General features: G+C 60.3%; 14 protein-coding genes. 5 read left to right on the top strand and 9 right to left on the bottom strand.

The window, feature by feature from the left end:
- Nucleotides 1-5: 5 nt before the first annotated feature.
- Both FFS68_RS17035 and FFS68_RS17030 read right to left on the bottom strand, forming a co-directional pair.
- The gene (locus FFS68_RS17035) at nucleotides 6-1,961 is read right to left on the bottom strand and encodes a right-handed parallel beta-helix repeat-containing protein (RefSeq protein ID WP_137754392.1); all 1,956 of its coding nucleotides are present in this window, start codon (nucleotides 1,959-1,961) and stop codon (nucleotides 6-8) included.
- A gap of 113 nt (nucleotides 1,962-2,074) precedes the next feature.
- A complete protein-coding gene (locus FFS68_RS17030; RefSeq protein ID WP_171003939.1) occupies nucleotides 2,075-3,169 on the bottom strand; it encodes an acyltransferase in 1,095 nt (364 codons plus the stop codon).
- 235 nt (nucleotides 3,170-3,404) lie between these two features.
- Here FFS68_RS17030 and FFS68_RS17025 point away from each other — a divergent pair, with 235 nt between their 5' ends.
- Nucleotides 3,405-5,045 carry an ATP-binding cassette domain-containing protein gene (locus FFS68_RS17025; protein WP_137754390.1) on the top strand — a complete coding sequence of 547 codons (1,641 nt, stop codon included), beginning with the start codon at nucleotides 3,405-3,407 and terminating at the stop codon, nucleotides 5,043-5,045.
- On the top strand, nucleotides 5,042-6,412 hold the full coding sequence (locus tag FFS68_RS17020) for an HlyD family type I secretion periplasmic adaptor subunit (RefSeq protein ID WP_137754389.1): 1,371 nt from the start codon (nucleotides 5,042-5,044) through the stop codon (nucleotides 6,410-6,412). Before FFS68_RS17025 ends, FFS68_RS17020 begins: the two co-directional genes overlap by 4 nt.
- Nucleotides 6,413-6,420: 8 nt before the next feature.
- On the opposite strand, the gene FFS68_RS18015 is transcribed toward FFS68_RS17020, so the two are convergent.
- On the bottom strand, nucleotides 6,421-7,362 hold the full coding sequence (locus FFS68_RS18015) for a hypothetical protein (protein ID WP_171003938.1): 942 nt from the start codon (nucleotides 7,360-7,362) through the stop codon (nucleotides 6,421-6,423).
- Nucleotides 7,363-7,486: 124 nt separating this feature from the next.
- Between FFS68_RS18015 and FFS68_RS18010 the strand changes: the two genes are divergently transcribed.
- The gene (locus tag FFS68_RS18010) at nucleotides 7,487-8,014 is read left to right on the top strand and encodes a retropepsin-like aspartic protease (protein WP_171003937.1); all 528 of its coding nucleotides are present in this window, start codon (nucleotides 7,487-7,489) and stop codon (nucleotides 8,012-8,014) included.
- Nucleotides 8,015-8,034: 20 nt separating this feature from the next.
- Here FFS68_RS18010 and FFS68_RS17005 read toward each other — a convergent pair whose 3' ends face one another.
- The 5 genes from FFS68_RS17005 to rfbA form a co-directional block, all read right to left on the bottom strand.
- Nucleotides 8,035-8,547, bottom strand: a complete 513-nt coding sequence (locus FFS68_RS17005; RefSeq protein WP_137754386.1) for a PEPxxWA-CTERM sorting domain-containing protein — start codon at nucleotides 8,545-8,547, stop codon at nucleotides 8,035-8,037.
- Nucleotides 8,548-8,739: 192 nt separating this feature from the next.
- Nucleotides 8,740-9,696 carry a polysaccharide pyruvyl transferase family protein gene (locus tag FFS68_RS17000; RefSeq protein ID WP_249340219.1) on the bottom strand — a complete coding sequence of 319 codons (957 nt, stop codon included), beginning with the start codon at nucleotides 9,694-9,696 and terminating at the stop codon, nucleotides 8,740-8,742.
- A 245-nt stretch (nucleotides 9,697-9,941) separates the two neighbouring features.
- The gene (locus FFS68_RS18160) at nucleotides 9,942-10,892 is read right to left on the bottom strand and encodes a glycosyltransferase family 2 protein (protein ID WP_249340218.1); all 951 of its coding nucleotides are present in this window, start codon (nucleotides 10,890-10,892) and stop codon (nucleotides 9,942-9,944) included.
- Entirely contained in the window at nucleotides 10,889-11,806 is a 918-nt protein-coding gene (locus FFS68_RS16990; RefSeq protein WP_137754383.1) for a glycosyltransferase, read from the bottom strand. Before FFS68_RS16990 ends, FFS68_RS18160 begins: the two co-directional genes overlap by 4 nt.
- An 8-nt stretch (nucleotides 11,807-11,814) precedes the next feature.
- The gene (gene rfbA, locus FFS68_RS16985; RefSeq protein WP_249340217.1) at nucleotides 11,815-12,687 is read right to left on the bottom strand and encodes a glucose-1-phosphate thymidylyltransferase RfbA; all 873 of its coding nucleotides are present in this window, start codon (nucleotides 12,685-12,687) and stop codon (nucleotides 11,815-11,817) included.
- A gap of 641 nt (nucleotides 12,688-13,328) precedes the next feature.
- On the opposite strand from rfbA, the gene FFS68_RS18005 reads away from it, so the two are divergent.
- Both FFS68_RS18005 and FFS68_RS16970 read left to right on the top strand, forming a co-directional pair.
- A complete protein-coding gene (locus FFS68_RS18005) occupies nucleotides 13,329-13,664 on the top strand; it encodes a hypothetical protein (protein WP_171003936.1) in 336 nt (111 codons plus the stop codon).
- A 1,464-nt stretch (nucleotides 13,665-15,128) separates the two neighbouring features.
- Nucleotides 15,129-15,914 carry an SAM-dependent methyltransferase gene (locus FFS68_RS16970; protein ID WP_137754380.1) on the top strand — a complete coding sequence of 262 codons (786 nt, stop codon included), beginning with the start codon at nucleotides 15,129-15,131 and terminating at the stop codon, nucleotides 15,912-15,914.
- A 168-nt stretch (nucleotides 15,915-16,082) separates the two neighbouring features.
- On the opposite strand, the gene FFS68_RS16965 is transcribed toward FFS68_RS16970, so the two are convergent.
- Entirely contained in the window at nucleotides 16,083-16,355 is a 273-nt protein-coding gene (locus tag FFS68_RS16965) for a hypothetical protein (RefSeq protein ID WP_137754379.1), read from the bottom strand.
- Between the last annotated feature and the right edge of the window lie 143 nt (nucleotides 16,356-16,498).

The raw sequence follows: 16,498 nt of genomic DNA, 5'->3' as shown, positions 1-16,498 counted from the left end.
GCCCCCTAGAGGTAAAAATCCTCGGCACCGAGCGTCCGAACGCCATTCAGTACAATAGCGAAGTCCGCCATCCCGTCGCCGTTGACATCGCCATAGACATGGGCCGCGCCGTTGCTGACCTCATAACGCAATTCCCCAGCCTTGCCGCTGAACTCGGCGGTTCCCACGAATTTGAACGCATCGTCGGCTTTGGTACTAATCTTGGCGTCGATCGCCCGCAGGCCGATGACATCGACGCCGCGCTGGAAATCGGTGATCACATCGACCGCATCGGCGCTGATATGGTCGCCGCGATAGCGGAACTCGTCGGCACCGGCGGCGCCGGTCATGATGTCCGACCCGGATCCGCCCTCCAGAATATCATTGCCGTCCCCGCCTGACAGATGATCATTGCCGTGGCCACCTAGGAGGGTGTCGTTGCCAATCTCCCCGAATAAATGGTCGTCGCCATCATCGCCCGACAGATTGTCGTCGCCATCGCCGCCCCATATCCCGTCGTTACCGCCCAAGCCCTGAATCTTGTCATGACCGTCCATGCCGTAGAATCGATCTTCGCCAACGGTGCCGACCATGCGGTTATCCAGATGGTTACCCGTGCCGGTCAGACCCTCACCGAGCAGGCGTAGTGTTTCGACATTGGCGGCCAAGGTGTAATCGATCGAGGCGTAGACCGAGTCGTTTCCTTCATTCGCCTCCTCGATGACGACATCCTTTGCGGTCCTCACAAAATAGATGTCGTCGTCGCTGCCCCCGACCAGCTGGGATTTCTGTCCGCCGCCCGTCAGTGTGTCATTGCCGACGCCGCCCTCGAGGCGCGAATCGCCATAGACCGACACTTGCAGGCGGTCGTTGCCGTTGGTCCCGCTGACGAGGAAATAGGATGGCGGCGGTGGCGGTAGCGCCGCGAGCGCCGGTTCCGTCAGCCCCGTCTTCGACCAGATCGTGTCGCTGCCGCCCCATAGCTTCACGAATGCGCTATGGTCGGCGAGCCACGGCAGGAGCGCCGACACTTCGTCGACGGAGGTCGGCGGGGCGAGCTTGTTTCCGCCCGGCGCGAGCGAAACGCCGTTGATTAGGAACTTGGATGAAATATTGTCGGCGAGATTAAGATTGGTGGCCGAGTCGGCGAGGATCCAAGACAGTTGATCGTCATAAGCCACGACTTGATTACCCTTGACGACCGCGCCATCGACCCCCTTGAGCGCGATGCCCTGATATAGGCCGCCCATCACTAAATTGCCGGTGATCGTCACATTCTCAAACGGCATCTGGCCGAATGTATCCCGAATGAAAATACCTTGGACGGGGCTGCCATCACCGCGCACGATCAGATTGTCCGCAATGGTAATGTTCCGGCCGGGGTCGACCGCATTGGTTGACCAGAGCTGGATGGCATCGGGGTGATCTGCGGCATTCGGCCGGAAATCGGTGAAGATATTGCTGCTTATAATGAGGTCGGAATTGCCGCCGCCGCGAACACCATCGGTACGGATGTCGTGAAAATTGTTGCCGACGATCGTCACGCCGTTGTTATCGAGCATATTAATGCCGTGCCACAGATGATGGAATTCGCTGTTCGACACCGTCACATCGCTGCTGCTACGAATCATAAACGCCGATTTCTCATTGCCGCTGCCCAAATTGTCGGGACCCGACACGGAGACATGGTCGAAAGAAATATTCTTCGATCCGAAGACCTGGAAGACATTGTTCGGGCTCGATGTGCTCGCGACCATGTCGATCCCGTTGAAATTCAGCCCGCTGGCGTATTTGATCATCAGGTCCGAGAACACTGCGCGATTGTTCGGGTCCGCCGATGTGATCGTTACATTGGGAAAATCCGTGGAGCGAATGACGAGATGGTCATAGGTGCCCGGAGCGAGTTTGATGACATCGCCCTCCTTCGCAGTCTTGAGCGCAGCTAACAGCGCTTCCGACGTATAGACCAGTGTGATTGCCACGATATTCGGCCTTTCCGTAATGCGCGAGAATCAACCTGCCGCGCCCCCTTAATGGAGGGGTTAATGACGGATTCGCTTTACGCGGTTCGCAAGGAAGCTGGTTAAATGGCCGTTTACGATGAAGATTGTTCTATTACCGGACCTTGCGGCCGGTTCCGGCTGCGCACCCGATCAAGCACCGGCCGTTCGACCAGATGCCAGGACAGCGCCGCCAGCGGCAACGTCGCAGTCGCATTGGCCAGCGCGAGCCAGCCATGGTGGCTGAAGGTTATGGCCGATGCGACAAGCATCATCACCGGAAAGGCGTAAATGTACATTCCATAGCTATAGTCGGGCCAGCTCCCTGAAATGGCGCTGTGACGCGCCGACAGAAAGCCGCAGCACAGGACCGCATAGCCGACAAATAGCGACTGTATGTGGATATGGATTTGCCAGTGCTGCGCTGCGAGGTTCAAGGCGCCGAGCAGAAGCAGCCCCGTCCACGAGAGCCGCAGACGGTCGCGCCACAGATAGGCGGCAATGCCGAGTGCGAACATCGTCCATAGCCGGTCGATCAGCCGGATATTGTAGAGAACCCCTTCGCCGCCGATCATCTCCACGAGCGTCGCTACGCCCGGAATGTGAAGCCCGAGCGCGCCAGCGGCGGTCAGGGGCAGAATCAGCCGGGCCATCCAGCGCGGGCTGGCTAATCCCGTCAGCGCGAGAAGTGCCAGCAGGGCGTAACAGCGCACCTCCCAAGTGATCGTCCAGAGCGAGCCATTGATGACGCAGGGCTCGGCACCGCACTGCAGGCCGGTCAGATTATAATGCGCAGCGAGCAGCGACAGATTTTTGATGGCGAAATATGCGGTATCTCCCTTGAGATACGCGCTTGCGGGCAGGGCTGACAGGACATAGCCGCCAAGGATTGTGAGCCCCACCGCCACGGCAAGGCCGGGCCACAGCCTCGCTAGTCGCGCGAGGACAAAGTCCGATACGCTGCCGCGCAGCGACAGGCTGCGATACACGAGAAATCCGCTAAGAAAGAAGAAGCCGTCGACGGCATAAGCCGAAATTGTGGCTCCCAGCCAAGGTGACAGTTCATCCTGGTTCGCGACCCCGAGGATCCGCCAGTAGCTGTGGCTCCAGATTACCGCCGAGGCAAGCACCAGCCGGACCAAAGTCAGATTATTTGCAGTCGCCCTAAGACGATCATCGGTGATGATCACCCGTCTGCCCCCTCGATCTGTCGATTCGTCGTCCAGAACCCCGAACCATTTGGAGCGACGTCATGTTCATCGGCAGCGAGGCCGTCAACCATTTGGTTACTCGACCATGTCATAAAGGTAAATCTGTCGTTTACTATCGCGATTGCCTGGAGCTTACGCCTTGTCGTATCCCCTATCCCAACTGGCAGATCCGGAGCGTGTGTCCGTAAGGTCCGGCACCCGTGCAGCACTGGCGTTGGTCATCGGCCAATCGGTGGCCATATCGGTCCTGCTGGTGACGCTTGCGACACTGGTCTGGCTCGTACTCGACAGCACGCTGCCGGCACGGTCAACGGCCAGCCTTGTTGTGATCACCCTGCTCGCCTGGCTCCTTGTCGCCGCCAGCCTTCTGCTCTTCCATGCCCGCAAGCAGTTGATCGGCCGACTGGTCGCCATGCAGGCGATGGTGGACGTTGACCAGGATCATAGCGAACCGGCGCGCCTGTTTGCGCCCCAGTCGCCGACGACTGCCGCCGCCGCACTCGCCGACGCAGCGCAGCTGCCCGTGCTAGTGATTGCCGCCGCGCTTGTTCGACCGCTCGTGGGCGCAATGCTCGTAATGGGCCTCTTCGCCGCCGCAGTCGCGATCCAATGGCAGCGCCGCCGCACCACGGTCACTCCGGTCCACTCAGAAGGTCCGCCTTCGGGGCCGGATCGGCGGGCGGTCGAGGCCGCGGGGTACGACGCCGTAGCCTCCGGACTGATCGCGCGCTGGCAGGGGCGCTGGACCCGTCAGGCGCTCGCTTCGATCGAACGTCATCGTCAGTCGATGGCGCATCGCGATCGCGCCGAGATGCTGGCGCGCCTGCTGGTAGCAAGCCTGCTTCTCGCGGTCTCGCTAATGTCGCTACTGTCGGTCGCTTCCGGAGGGACGACGATCGGCGCCCTGGGCGCGCTTCTGATGGTTAGTTGGTGCACAGTTCGGATTGAAGCCAATTTGGTGCGCTCGGCCGCGGCGCTACCCCGGCCCAGCTGGCTGGCCCGAGCTGGCACGGCTGCATCCAGACCGGTTCAAGCCACTAGCTTCCTACCCCAGGCTCTCGCCTTACCTCTTCCGAAATGGCGTCTAGCGCTCGAGGCAGTCTCACTCCAATATGTCGGCTCACCGCAGTTGGCGATACGCGCGATCGACTGCGCAATGTCCGCCGGCAGCGTCACGGCGGTCATGGGCCCCGCGGGATCTGGCAAGACCAGCCTTCTGCGCGCAATGACCGGCGCATGGCCCGGCCTGACGGGCGATATTCGGCTCGACGATGCGGATTTTCGTCATTTCGACCCCCGCAAGCTCGCGGAACGGATCGGCTATGTCGGCGAGGATGCGCCACTGTTTGCCGGCAGCATCGCCGAAAATATCTCGGGCTTCGATTCGAGCATCTCCGATTCACGCATCATTGCGGCGGCGCGGGCGGCCGGGGTTCATGAAACTATTTTACGCCTGCCCGGCGGATATTCCCAGCCAGTCGGCCACGGCGGCGAAGGATTGAGCGCAGCTTGGCGGCGCGGCGTGGCCGTTGCGCGCGCGATAGTGCGCGAGCCGTTCCTGCTAATCATCGACGACCCTTTTCTCCGCTTCGATCCAGTCGGAGCGCAGGCCATTGAGGCGGTAATCGCCGAGGCGCGCGCGCGCGGCGCCATCGTGGTGATCGCTTCGAACGATCAGCGTGCGGTCGACCTCGCGGACATGCTCATGGTTCTGCAGCTCGGTGCGGTCGCCGATTTCGGTCCGAAATCTCTGGTTTGGACGCGCGCACGAGGGAGCCTGTCGAGGTTCGGCGGTTCGGACGGGCCACGAGCAGATGCGATGGCGGCCACCGTTTCCAAGGGAGAAGTGGCATGAGCATGCCGATGAAAAATTTGCTCGAGGGCAGTTTTGTTCCGGTCGACGCCCCCGGCGATGTCGTCGAGGCCGCGATAGAGAATACGAGACAGGCTCTGTTCCGCTCGATCCGCATCGGCGCGATAGCAGTCGGGAGCCTCGTGGTGCTCTTCATAGTGATGGCGAGCCTGATCAACGTCAACGGGGCCGTCATCGCCCAAGGCCAGCTGAGTACCGAAGTCGCGATCCAGCAGGTATCTCATCCCACAGGCGGAGTAATCGAGGCTGTGCTGGTGCGCGAGGGCGACCATGTCCGGCGAGGTCAGCCCATCATCCGCCTCGAATCGACGTTGTCAGGCGCCGGCGCCAGTGCTGCTCACCAGTCGGTGCAGCAGTTGCTTGCCGCAAGCGCGCGCATGCGCGCCGAACGCGACGGGTCGCGTAGCATCACTTTCCCCCCCGAGCTAATCAATGACCGCTCGCCCGAAGCTGCGACGGTTGTGGCCGAAGCGCGCCAGATGTTCGCGGCGCGCCGAAGTGCCGAAGTGAGCAGCCAAGCGCAGCTTCGCGAACAGCTTGCGCAGACCCGCAGCGAGATAAGCGCTCTCGAAGCGCAGGGAGCCGCCGCGCGCGAGCAGATCAATTTAATCGAGCCCGAACTCGCCGGCTTGCGCAGCCTCAAGGCTCGCGGACTGGTGACCGTCGGCCGGATGAACCAGATGGAGCGAACGGCGATTGACCTGAAATCGACCGAGGCCAGCGTTTCCGCGCGCATCGCCCAGTCGCGCGCGCGCATGGCAGAACTGCGCCAATCCGGTATTCATTCGGCTCAAAATGTCCGCGCCGCGGCCGCCGCTGACCTCGTTCCGGTGCTCACCCAGCTTGGCGACCAAAATCTGCGCGCAGCTTCAGCGCAGGATGCGTTCGATCGAAGCGTCATCCGCGCACCGCATGCCGGCGTGGTCGAAAATCTGCGCTTTGCCACGCTCGGTGGCGTGATTCCCCCGACACAGCCCGTCGTCGAAATCGTTCCCGACGGCGGCAGCCTTACAGTCGACCTGCGCGTTCAGCCGCAAGACATTGAATCGATCCGTCGCGACCAGATCGCGACGGTCCGCTGTGCCTCGGTCACCGGCAGGAATAACTCCGACATGGTCGGGCGCGTGACGCATATTTCGAGCCGGCGGTTCATCGACGAGCGCACGGGCGAGAGCTTCTACAAGGCGACCGTCGCGATCGGCGAGTCCGAACGGCGGCGGCTCGGCAAACAGCGCGCCGTAATCGGCATGCCCCTCGAGGTGTTTCTGCAAACTGGCGAACGCAGTCTGTTAGCCTATCTCTTTGCCCCGCTTATGCAGCAGTTCAACCGCGCTTTCCGCGAAGGTTGAGAGAACCGCTATGCGTTCGGTGCGACCGCGTCGACACGCTCGGCCCTCCGCTTCGCGCGGTTGAGGATGAGAGCAAACAGCAAGGCGATGAGACCGAAGGCCAGGGTTTCACACATGTAGAGCAAGACACGAAAATTGGCTGATGCCTGCGACAGGAATAGAACCGAGCTACGGGTCTCTACGGGGTAACCGGCGCCACGATACATGGCGGCGATTTCCGAAGGCAGCGCGGCCGCTCGCAATAGGCCGCGATGCTCCGCGCTTTTTACCGACGCAAGCCGGGTCAGGGCATCGTCGCTGATATCGTCCGACGGAGGTTCGATTTCGACGAACAGGTTGAACGGCCGTGCCGCTGTCGAATCCGAACCGATTTCGCGTTCTGTCGCTGCGGAGCCCACCGGCACGAAAAAACTGGTGCGCTGTGTGAAGATAAGGCCGTCGGCATAGCGCGATACCGGCCCGATGCCCGGTGCGTCGATAAGTTTGACGGGGCCTTCGCGCAGGTCCCCAGCCGAATCTGTTTTGAGGCTGATCAGCTGAAGCTTGCCGCGATTGTCGGGCAACTGGAGATAATGGGCGAACACCGCGAGCGTGAGTAAGCCAGCCACCGCCGCCAATATGAATAGGAGCCGCGCGGCATCTACGAGCAGGATCCGCCGCTTGCCTATCGCGCGGTTGCCGCCGCGCCGCTCGGCGATCATACGTACGATTTTGGCCGCCGCAGACCAGAGGATCAATCCTAGAACGATTGGCAGGAGCACCGTCAGCGCGGGAAAATATCGCCCGAAGCGCGCGAACTGCCATTCGCCCAACCGGCCTACCAGATCGGTATACGACACCAACTGGCCCGCTAGAATAGCGAAGACAATCAGGCAGATCGTGACGATTGCCAGCCCGTGGGTCCGCCACATGGGCCGATCGACATTATCGGCAGTCCTAGCTTCGGCCATCGAGAAATCTCCCCTCGCTAACTTTAGGCAGCGATGCCCACTTAGTCCAGCCGATCTTCGGCTTAGTCGGGTCGATGATGGACGGCTTCACCTTAATTTTACGCTTTATGTTCAAGGTTGCAGCGTGTTCGATCGATTGATCTTGATGGCCGTGACGCCGATTACCCTGGCCAGCGGTGCGGTGGGCTGGAGCTGGTCAACGCTGCAAAGCGACCTCGAGATGCGCAACGACAGCAGCGTGCCCGCACCCCCGCTCCCAGGCCCCGCCGTACTGCCTGCCGCAGATCCGCCCGCGATCGCTTCGATCACCCGTTCTCCCGACGGTCTTTTCCGGGCGACCGTAATGATCGACGGCCGCAGCATCCCGATGATCGTCGATACCGGAGCAACTAAGTCGGTGCTTTCGTCGCACATCGCAAAACGGCTCGATCTCGCGGTCGATTCGCGGTCACGCGGCTCGCTCGCTACCGTCAACGGAACCACGCGCTATCGGCTTGCAGCCGTCGATACGCTTCGCATCGGACAGCGGTCGCTGCATGACATGACACTTATCGTTTCCGAAGGCCCGACGCGCGTGTCGCTGCTCGGTCAGGATGTGCTACAAAGACTTGGCCCAATGCGTATCGATGCCGACCGGCTGACCTTTGAATAATCATCGGCCGAAAGGCGATGTCAAAGCTGCGTCTGCGCGGTCGCTGCAACCCCGAACCTAGCACGGCGATTACGCCGCAACAGACCGCCGATCAGGCCGAATCCGAGAATGAGCATCGCCCAGACGTCAGGCTCGGGGACCAGCGCCGGGCCGCCGCCGCTGGAACCTCCGCTGCTCGATCCCGCACCGATCGTGCCGCCGCCGCCAGGGCTGCCCGGCAAGGTGCCGCCGCCGCTCGAAACGCCGCCCGCCGAACCGCCATCGCTGCTCGTCGGCGCAAGACCCGAATCTGCCCCACTGCTCGTCGCTTCAGCGGTCCGGCCAAGCGGCAAAATCCCACCATCGGATGCTACTGCCGGTCCTGCCGCAGGCTGAAGCGCGTTGCCGCCGCCGAGCGCGCCAAGCCGCGGCAGGGCGCGTAGCGATCCGCCCGACTGACCGCCGAACGGCGCGCCGCCGAAATTTACGCCCGTCCGCGCTAAAGGGTCAGGGAACGGCTGGGTGAAGAGGACGGTCTCCATCGGTTCGACCAAGCCATTCCCCGTCAGAATCAGCTCACGCTCGCGGCTCGGCACAAATGCCGCCACCAAGGAGGCAACGAGAAAGACCGTCACGATTCGGACGGACTGCCGCCGCTGAATTAGGAGAGCGTCGCTCAAACCGGTTTTCCTGCCCTTTGAATTTCAATGCCAATTTAGGACTGATTCTTGATTATGACAATCGGATTAACTCTTTTGCTTCGCCGCCGCCATCGCTTCGGCTAGCGTGTCCACATAGCCATCGAGAAGACTTTCCACCGCGCGGAGACCTGTGGTGATGTCTGCCGCCAGCGCCTCGCGATGAGCGATCCGGTCCATGACATAATCGACGGCCTCGGCGGTCGTCATTCCCGTGACCGGAACCATGTGCGGATAACGCAAGGCGCCGCCGAACAACCCGGCGAACTTGCGGCTATAGGCGACGGGAATCGTCGCAACTCCGCAGGAATAGGCAGCAATACAAGCGTGCATGCGCGCTGCGACGAGCGCGTCAAGTCCCGATATAAAGCCCTTCGCCTCGACCGGATCGGCAAAATCGGGGACGCGGACAGTCTTCGGAAATTCGTACGCGAGAAGGTCTGCCACCCGGCCATCATCGTCGGCGGGTATATTCTCGCTGTTCACATGTGCGATCAGATGAATCTGAAAGCGATTGTCGGCGGTCAGCCGCTCAAGCAGGCTGCGGATGAACACCGGATAGTCGATGCTCAGGCCAAAGCTGTTGCGTCCGTCATATCCGCTGTTGAACAATAGGCCCGAAACATTGATTCCGATATGCGTCCTGCCGCGTGGCAGGCGGGTCCGCGAAAAGGGCATCGCAAAAGCCACGTCGACCGCTTGCCGGACGGTAGCTGACGGTGCGAGCGCGCGCGCCGCCTCGGCAGAACTCGGGTCGCGCGCATATACGATCGTCGCACGGCGAAGCGCGATCGCCGCCAGTCGACGGTACAGCATGCCGGTGAAAGGACCGATGGTCTGCGGACTGAAGATCACCGGAATATGGCGCATGTTGGCGAGCAGTTTGGTCAGCCAAAGAAAGGCAAAGCGCTTGGGGCCATATATGTCGGTGAAGCTGTCGCCACCTCCGATGTCGCATATGAGATCGCATTTTTCGAGCGCGCCGCCAAAACCACCGCCGGGCATCATCGCGCGCCGGTCAATCTCGAATATTTCGACGTCGGGCTCGTTGATATAGCGGGGCCGTCCGGGATCGGCGAAGCCAAGCACCGTAAAGTGGGGCACAAACCCCGCTTTCGCAGCGGCTCGACGCAGAAGCGCCAGATTACCGAAGGTCAGGGCACCAACCCCCAGGTTGCCGGAATTCGCGGCATGCCATAACAGGCCGACGCGGATCGCGGGCGCTTTTGCGCATTTTTCCGGTCCTACACTCATGCGTCGAGACCCATCCACGTGGGAATGCCGCGTTCGCCACGCATTCCGGCCATCCATCCCGCCAGCGCGTAACGCATTACGCCCCACGCTCGCCGCTTGCCAAAGCGCAAGATCAGATGCGCTGCAATCAGCCACCGCGTTCCTGATAGCGCGCCGCCCGGCTGATCTCCCGCGAGGAGCACACGATTGCGGGCATTGAGATAGGCGGACAGGCGCGACATCGTCGCCTGCGAATTGCCTGACCCTGTCGCGGTCCCGGCTTCGTGAAACACAAGCGCGCGGGGCGCATAGCCCATCGCAAGGCCGAGGACGCTAGCTCGAAGGCACCATTCGATCTCTTCACAATAAAGAAAATAATCTTCGCGCATCGCACCGACGGTCGACATCCAGCGCGCGCTGACCAGCATCGATGCTCCGCTGATGTAGTCGAGCCCCGCCTCAATCGCCGTGACGTGGCCGTCAATGGCCGCCTCCTCACCCATGCCCGTTGCGATCACGCGCGCGCCCGCGCGCGTCCAACGCCCCCCTGCACGGGCAGCGACTCGCCCCTCGGGGTCGATCAGCGTGCAGCCAACCGCATCGACATCGCCTCGTTGCAGCCGGACGACCATGGCAGATAGCGCAGCAGGATCGGGTGCAGTATCGGGATTGAGAATCCAGTAGGCATCACCTCCGGGTGCAGCGCTGACACCGAGGTTGATGCCTCCGGCATAACCGAGGTTCCCGGGGGCACAGATTGTCGTCACCGCCTGGCCTCCCGCCAGCGCAGCGGGGACGAGCGTTGCCGTCCGCAGATGGGCCTCCGCGCCGCCGTTCTCGACAATTACCACGCGAAAATTGCGATAGTCCGAAGCGCCAATAGCGTCGAGACAGCGCGGCAGATCGACATGACTGCGATAGGAAATGATGACCACGGTCACAGCCGGATCACCCGCCACGGTTGTCATGCCGCCGGTGCCTTTATCATCAGCCTTAATCCATAGACCATGCGCCACAGGCGAATGGAGACCAGTACGCCGGCGCCGCGCAATCGACCCCCGATCGTCAAGTCTTTGTGTGCCAGCATTCGCGGCAGATGCGCGATAGCCGACAACGGCATGGCGAGCGAGCGCGCGAACCACACGAGTCGGCCATGCGGGCGGCTGCACGCAATGGCGTATAATTCCTGGCTGACCCGCCTCCACTTGCGCGTCAGTTCGGCCCAGTTGCGCCGCGGAGGATGCGTGACCAGCGCGCGCTCCTCGAACGCGAGCTTGAGCCCGGTCGCCGCGGCGCGATGGCTCCATTCCATATCTTCCGACATGCCAACTTTGAAGCCGCCTACCCTTTCGAAATCGGCCCGGCGCACGAATAAATTGCCCGATCCCGCGAAATTCTTGTCGCGTGCATAGGAGCGCATGTTGAAAGCGAACACCTTTTCGAACGCTTCGGTGCCCGAGTGGTCGCGGTCCCGCGGATCGGCGATGATTACGTCGCCACCGACGAACCCAGCGCAATGCAAGGCCGCGACACCCGAGCACAGCCAGTAAGGTGTCGCGAGACAATCCGAATCGATGAAGGCAAGCACCTCCCCACTCGCAATAGCAGCGGCGGCGTTGCGGGCAAGCCCGGCTCCCTTGCGCGATTCGATCACCAGCGTCGCCCGCCCGTTCGTTACCTCTTCCAGTCGTTTGCGCGCAATCGCAGAGCCATTGTCGGCAACTATAATATCGAATAGCGCGGCCGGATATGTCTGGCGTTCCAGATGTTCGAGACAGCGGGTTAAATTATCCAGATCCTGATAATGCGGCACGATAACCGTGACCCGCGGTGTCCACGCATAGCGCGCTGGATCAGAAGCCGTTCGGGCTGAAAGATGCATCGGGCGGATCAATTATCGAGGAGGCTCATGAGATAGTCACCGTAGCCCGATTTGCGCAACGGCTCGGCAATCGCCCGCAATTTCGCATCATCGATGTAGTGAAGGCGCCAAGCGATTTCTTCAGGACAGCAGATCTTCATTCCTTGGCGCTCCTCGGTTATCCGCACATAATTTCCGGCATCGAGAAGCGACGCGTGCGTTCCCGTGTCGAGCCACGCAAAACCGCGGCCCATGATCTGAACGGACAGCGCGCCATCCTCCATATAGGTCCGGTTGAGGTCGGTGATCTCGAGTTCGCCCCGGGCACTAGGCTTCAAGCTCCGCGCCCGATCGACCACCGACTCGTCGTAAAAATAAAGGCCGGTTACCGCATAGTTGGATTTGGGATGCTCGGGCTTTTCCTCGATACTGATTGCATTGTAACGGCCATCGATTTCAACCACGCCATAGGCGCGAGGATTAGAAACGCGATAGGCAAAGACACTGGCACCGACGCTGCGGTGGTCCGCCTCTTGCAACATTTCTCCGAGACCATGGCCATAGAATATGTTGTCGCCCAAGATAAGTGCACTGGGCGCGTCGGCGATAAAGTCGGCGCCGATATGGAAGGCCTGCGCCAGCCCGCCGGGCTCAGGTTGAACGGCATAGCTGATTTCCAGTCCCCAGTCGGAGCCGTTGCCGAGCAACCGCTCGAACATCGACTGGTCTTCGGGCGTCGTAATGATCAGGATTTCTCGGATACCTGCGAGCATCAATACCGCGACAGGATAATAGATCATCGGCTTGTCGTAGACGGGCGCGAGTTGTTTCGAGATCGACCGCGTTAACGGATAAAGTCGGGTTCCCGACCCTCCGGCCAGAACAATTCCCTTGCGTTGCACGAATGCCCCTTTCCAAAAACCGACCTCCAGGCTTGCCCGCGCAAAATGTGCTCTCGCACGCCGCCCTGAACTAGGATTGTTGCGCGATGGCGTCGTCTAGCCTTCCACGCAAGCATTTACAGCCTAGGTCGGATCGAGATGGCCTTAGGTTCCCGTTTCTGAACGAAGATCCTGCCATAGGTTAACTGGGGTGCCCAAGACCAACCCTTCATGTCGGGGTACTGCCGCCTTGTCGAGTGGCGCGTGCGCAGCCGCGGGATCGAGCTAGCGAGAACTGATGCAGATCTGCGACAGTCTGGCCTGCCGCAGCTGATCGGAAGGGTGCCTAATTGAGTCCGTCCCGAGGACAGAAAGTTTGAGCCTGCCGAACTTGCCGCGTTTCGGTTGCGTGGACTTTGCTGGTTCCGCCACGCCGTAGTCGCTGGCCATACCCTTGGCTTTCGCGACATGACGCAGACAACGTTCGACTAACTGGTAAAATCGTCGCGGCTGAAATATACGTCGTCCTGCTCGCGGTGCCTGGACAGCGCGACGTAAGTCGAGTGGCTGTCTACCCCCGGCGTCGCGAGCACCTGCACCCAATCGACTGATACGGCAAGACGCGGCAGGAATGCAGTGGTGCCATCAAAAAGTTAGGCGCAATGAGCAAAATGCTCGCGTCGCACGTCGGGCAAGTTGAGATTGAGGATGACGAGATCGACTGGTTGCGACACGACAAAGGCATTCACGGTCTCGCCGCGATCGAGCGTGCCGACAACCGCGTGGCGCTCCAAAGACGCGAACAAGTAGCACAGCCCGCTTTGAGAGATCCGGTGATCGTCCACGATCAGAATATTGTGCTTCGTCATCATCTTGGATCATCCGCCCCCAGCCCATCTTGTCCGCACATTTCACATCGTGCCCAACCCGAATTAATACGGGGCGATTTTTCTCTTAAAATCGACACCGTGCGCGGCGCTTCGGAGCGAAAAATGTAGAGGGAGCGATGAGAATCGTCGCGTCCAGACAAGAAAGGCCCCACCACTATTGGCAGGGCCTTTCCGGTCTCAAGCCAGCATTTGCGCCGTCTAGAGACTGACCCTCCGGCCGCTTCGGGGTAGTGATGAAGGTGCCGGAGCTACAAAACTAGCGGGCAGGCGGTGAAAAGCAACCTGGCAGCGATGCGTAAGTGGATGGCAAACTGAATCGGGTAGCGACAGAGGGACTGCCAAACGCGGTCAACGTCGCTACAAACCGAATCGACACGGCGCCGAAAGATCGCAGCGGCTTGGTCCGCTGTCGGCGTGGTCGGCAGTTTCACAACGACGTTTTTAACCAGGTGATATCGTCGGACACATCCTAAAGGTCGCGGTGTCGGCCATGTCGCAGTAGATCATTGAATGTAGCACTTGCGGCCCCGGTATCGCCAGCAACCACCCGCGATCGCAACCGCTTGGCACCAGCAGCACCGACGGAATCGCCTCGCGCGCCGACCTTCAATTGCCACTCAGCCAGGCTGCGAACCTATCCCGCAAGCGAAGCCGTCGGCGGTCGGGATTTTGGCCTTGTTCGGCGCGGCGAAGCGACCGCGCTATGCGATCATGGCGTATAGCGGCTTCCCGCAGACGAAGGGCCAGATCCGGATCGCCGCAGCGGCTCGCTTTCGCGCGCGCGACACGGGCCAGCTGCTGATAATATATGGCATCGCGGATGGGCTCCATCCGCCTCGACTATCATGGTTACCTCACTAAAAACCTAAAGCGGCTCCCTCAGCATGCCCTTGTTGTCCTTTGCGTGAGCGCAAAGCGTTGTAGCGTTTTTACCAATTATCCACGCACAGAGCCTACGAAAACGCAGCCCCGCTGCGCTCGCGACCTCGCGCAGCGGGGCTAACCTTAGGCTCCACCTTTTAGCACAAGTCATTTGACCGGCGCCGACCGAAAGTCTGCTACGCCGATAAGACAAACATTCGGCCGCCGACCCTCTCGGTGTAAACGAGATGTTCTGCGTCGACGACGGAAGTCGTCCGAAAGCTGCCATTTCATGCTGTCAGACGCCGCCTTCAAGCTATTCCCGAACAACGCGCCATGAGCGGGTTTGAGGCGCGAAGCGGAAGCGTCCGAGAGCGGACTTGCTCGACCCGCATCCGCTGGTCCGGCTCCTAAACAGCGGGTTGCTTTAGGGGCGATTGTACCGAGATCACCGGTGCATTGTTGTTTGTCCGCGAGGCAAGCCCATCCATTCGCCTCCGCACCGCGATGTCCCCCGCGCAAATCCGGCTTTCTCCCGACCTAAAAAATGCAATAGGACGCCCGTTTATATTATATCTACTATCGCCCAAAATCGAATATCTGAAAAAAATCACTCATCAGCTTGGGAGATCCTACCGACCATCCTATAAATCAGGGTCGGCAAAATAATCATGTCCGACGAGCTTAAATTTTATCTCGAAGGAGTGACAAATGAAAAGTTGGATGAAAACGAATGACGAACTGTTTGATCAATATTACACACGTCACCACGTAGCACAGAAACTCTATGGCGTTTTCCAAAAATTTTGCGATCCGAGCCGATACCAGCTAGTCGAGCCGAGCGCCGGTACGGGATCTTTTCTCAGACTGATGCCCCAAGGGAGCCTGGCGTTTGATGTTGATCCGAAATATCCGGGTATCCGCACCGCTGATTTCCTATCTGTTGAAATCCGCAGCGAACGGGAGGTGGCTGTGGTCGGCAATCCGCCGTTCGGCCGGAATGCCAGTATGGCAGTACGCTTCTTCAACCATGCTGCATGGCAGGCGAGTGTCATCGCACTGATACTGCCGCGAACTTTTCGGAAGGCTTCCATAGAAAATCGCCTCGATCGTAACTTCCATCTAATCCACGAGGAGACTGTGCAGTGTGACGCGTTCCTATTCAGGTCCAAGCCGTACGACGTACCGGCTGTATTCCAGATCTGGGAGCGTCGCGATGACCTGCGAGAGTTGCAACATGTCGCAATCCATCACCGGGATTTTAGTTTTACGACGCCAGATCGAGCCGACTTCGCGATACAGCGCGTCGGTGCGCGAGCAGGCCGCGTGCACCGAGACTTCACGCGGAGTCCGTCTTCCCACTATTTCATTCGAGGCGAGGTGGAGCCAATAATGAAACGGCTCAACTTTACCAGGGTCGCGCTCAACGTGGCGGGCAATCCGAGCTTATCAAAGTCGGAGATCGTGTCGCTCTATCGCCAATTGACCGGGAGGTAAGCATTCACCCGAAAAGCCATCATCTGAGATCTCCGCTTCCTCGGAGACATTGGCTCCGCGACGTCACACGGTTCGAAATTAGAGAATGCCGTGTTTGGCGGGCGAGGCGAAGCTCATGCAAATCATTCTGGTAAATTGTCGCAGTCAAAATGGGCCTAACAGCCGGTTTCAGCGGTTCAGAGGATAGAGCGAGCGAAACGTCGCCATACGCATCGTAGAGCGCATGGCGGCGCGCAACAACTTGCGATCTTCCGACGCCGCGGTCCAATTCGCTGGGACTTGGCGACCGCTAAGCGCTTCCACGATCTGAGTGTGCCTAGCTGCCGACAGCCCGTCGGCGGTCCGGACGATGAGCAATGCAAACAGGCGCGGCATTTCTCGCATAACGAGGGCCGTGACATACGCGGCAATGACTACAGCAGTTGGTTCAACGATAAACATTCTATTTTCTCCTCCGATCTTCAGATCACCGTAAGCGTGGTCAGGAAACCGCCATCGCTTAGCTGTCGCGGGATTTAGCGTCGGTGTAGGCGGCTCTTCCCTGTGCCCGTCGCTTGGCGAGCTTCGCCATGCGTGCGTTGATC

The sequence above is a fragment of the Sphingopyxis sp. L1A2A genome (genome assembly GCF_005502465.1).
Taxonomy (GTDB): domain Bacteria; phylum Pseudomonadota; class Alphaproteobacteria; order Sphingomonadales; family Sphingomonadaceae; genus Sphingopyxis.
Note: the sequence above shows the minus strand (reverse complement) of the source record. Positions and strands in the feature narration are given on the sequence as shown.

Bases quoted from the DNA above. Each gene is read 5' to 3' on its own strand.
- FFS68_RS17020 (WP_137754389.1), top strand. From the start codon at position 5,042: ATGAGCATGCCGATGAAAAATTTGCTCGAGGGCAGTTTTGTTCCGGTC.
- FFS68_RS18015 (WP_171003938.1), bottom strand. From the start codon at position 7,362: ATGGCCGAAGCTAGGACTGCCGATAATGTCGATCGGCCCATGTGGCGG.
- FFS68_RS17000 (WP_249340219.1), bottom strand. From the start codon at position 9,696: ATGCCCGGCGGTGGTTTTGGCGGCGCGCTCGAAAAATGCGATCTCATA.
- FFS68_RS18160 (WP_249340218.1), bottom strand. From the start codon at position 10,892: ATGACAACCGTGGCGGGTGATCCGGCTGTGACCGTGGTCATCATTTCC.
- FFS68_RS16990 (WP_137754383.1), bottom strand. From the start codon at position 11,806: ATGCATCTTTCAGCCCGAACGGCTTCTGATCCAGCGCGCTATGCGTGG.
- FFS68_RS18005 (WP_171003936.1), top strand. From the start codon at position 13,329: ATGAGCAAAATGCTCGCGTCGCACGTCGGGCAAGTTGAGATTGAGGAT.
- FFS68_RS16970 (WP_137754380.1), top strand. From the start codon at position 15,129: ATGAAAAGTTGGATGAAAACGAATGACGAACTGTTTGATCAATATTAC.
- FFS68_RS16965 (WP_137754379.1), bottom strand. From the start codon at position 16,355: ATGTTTATCGTTGAACCAACTGCTGTAGTCATTGCCGCGTATGTCACG.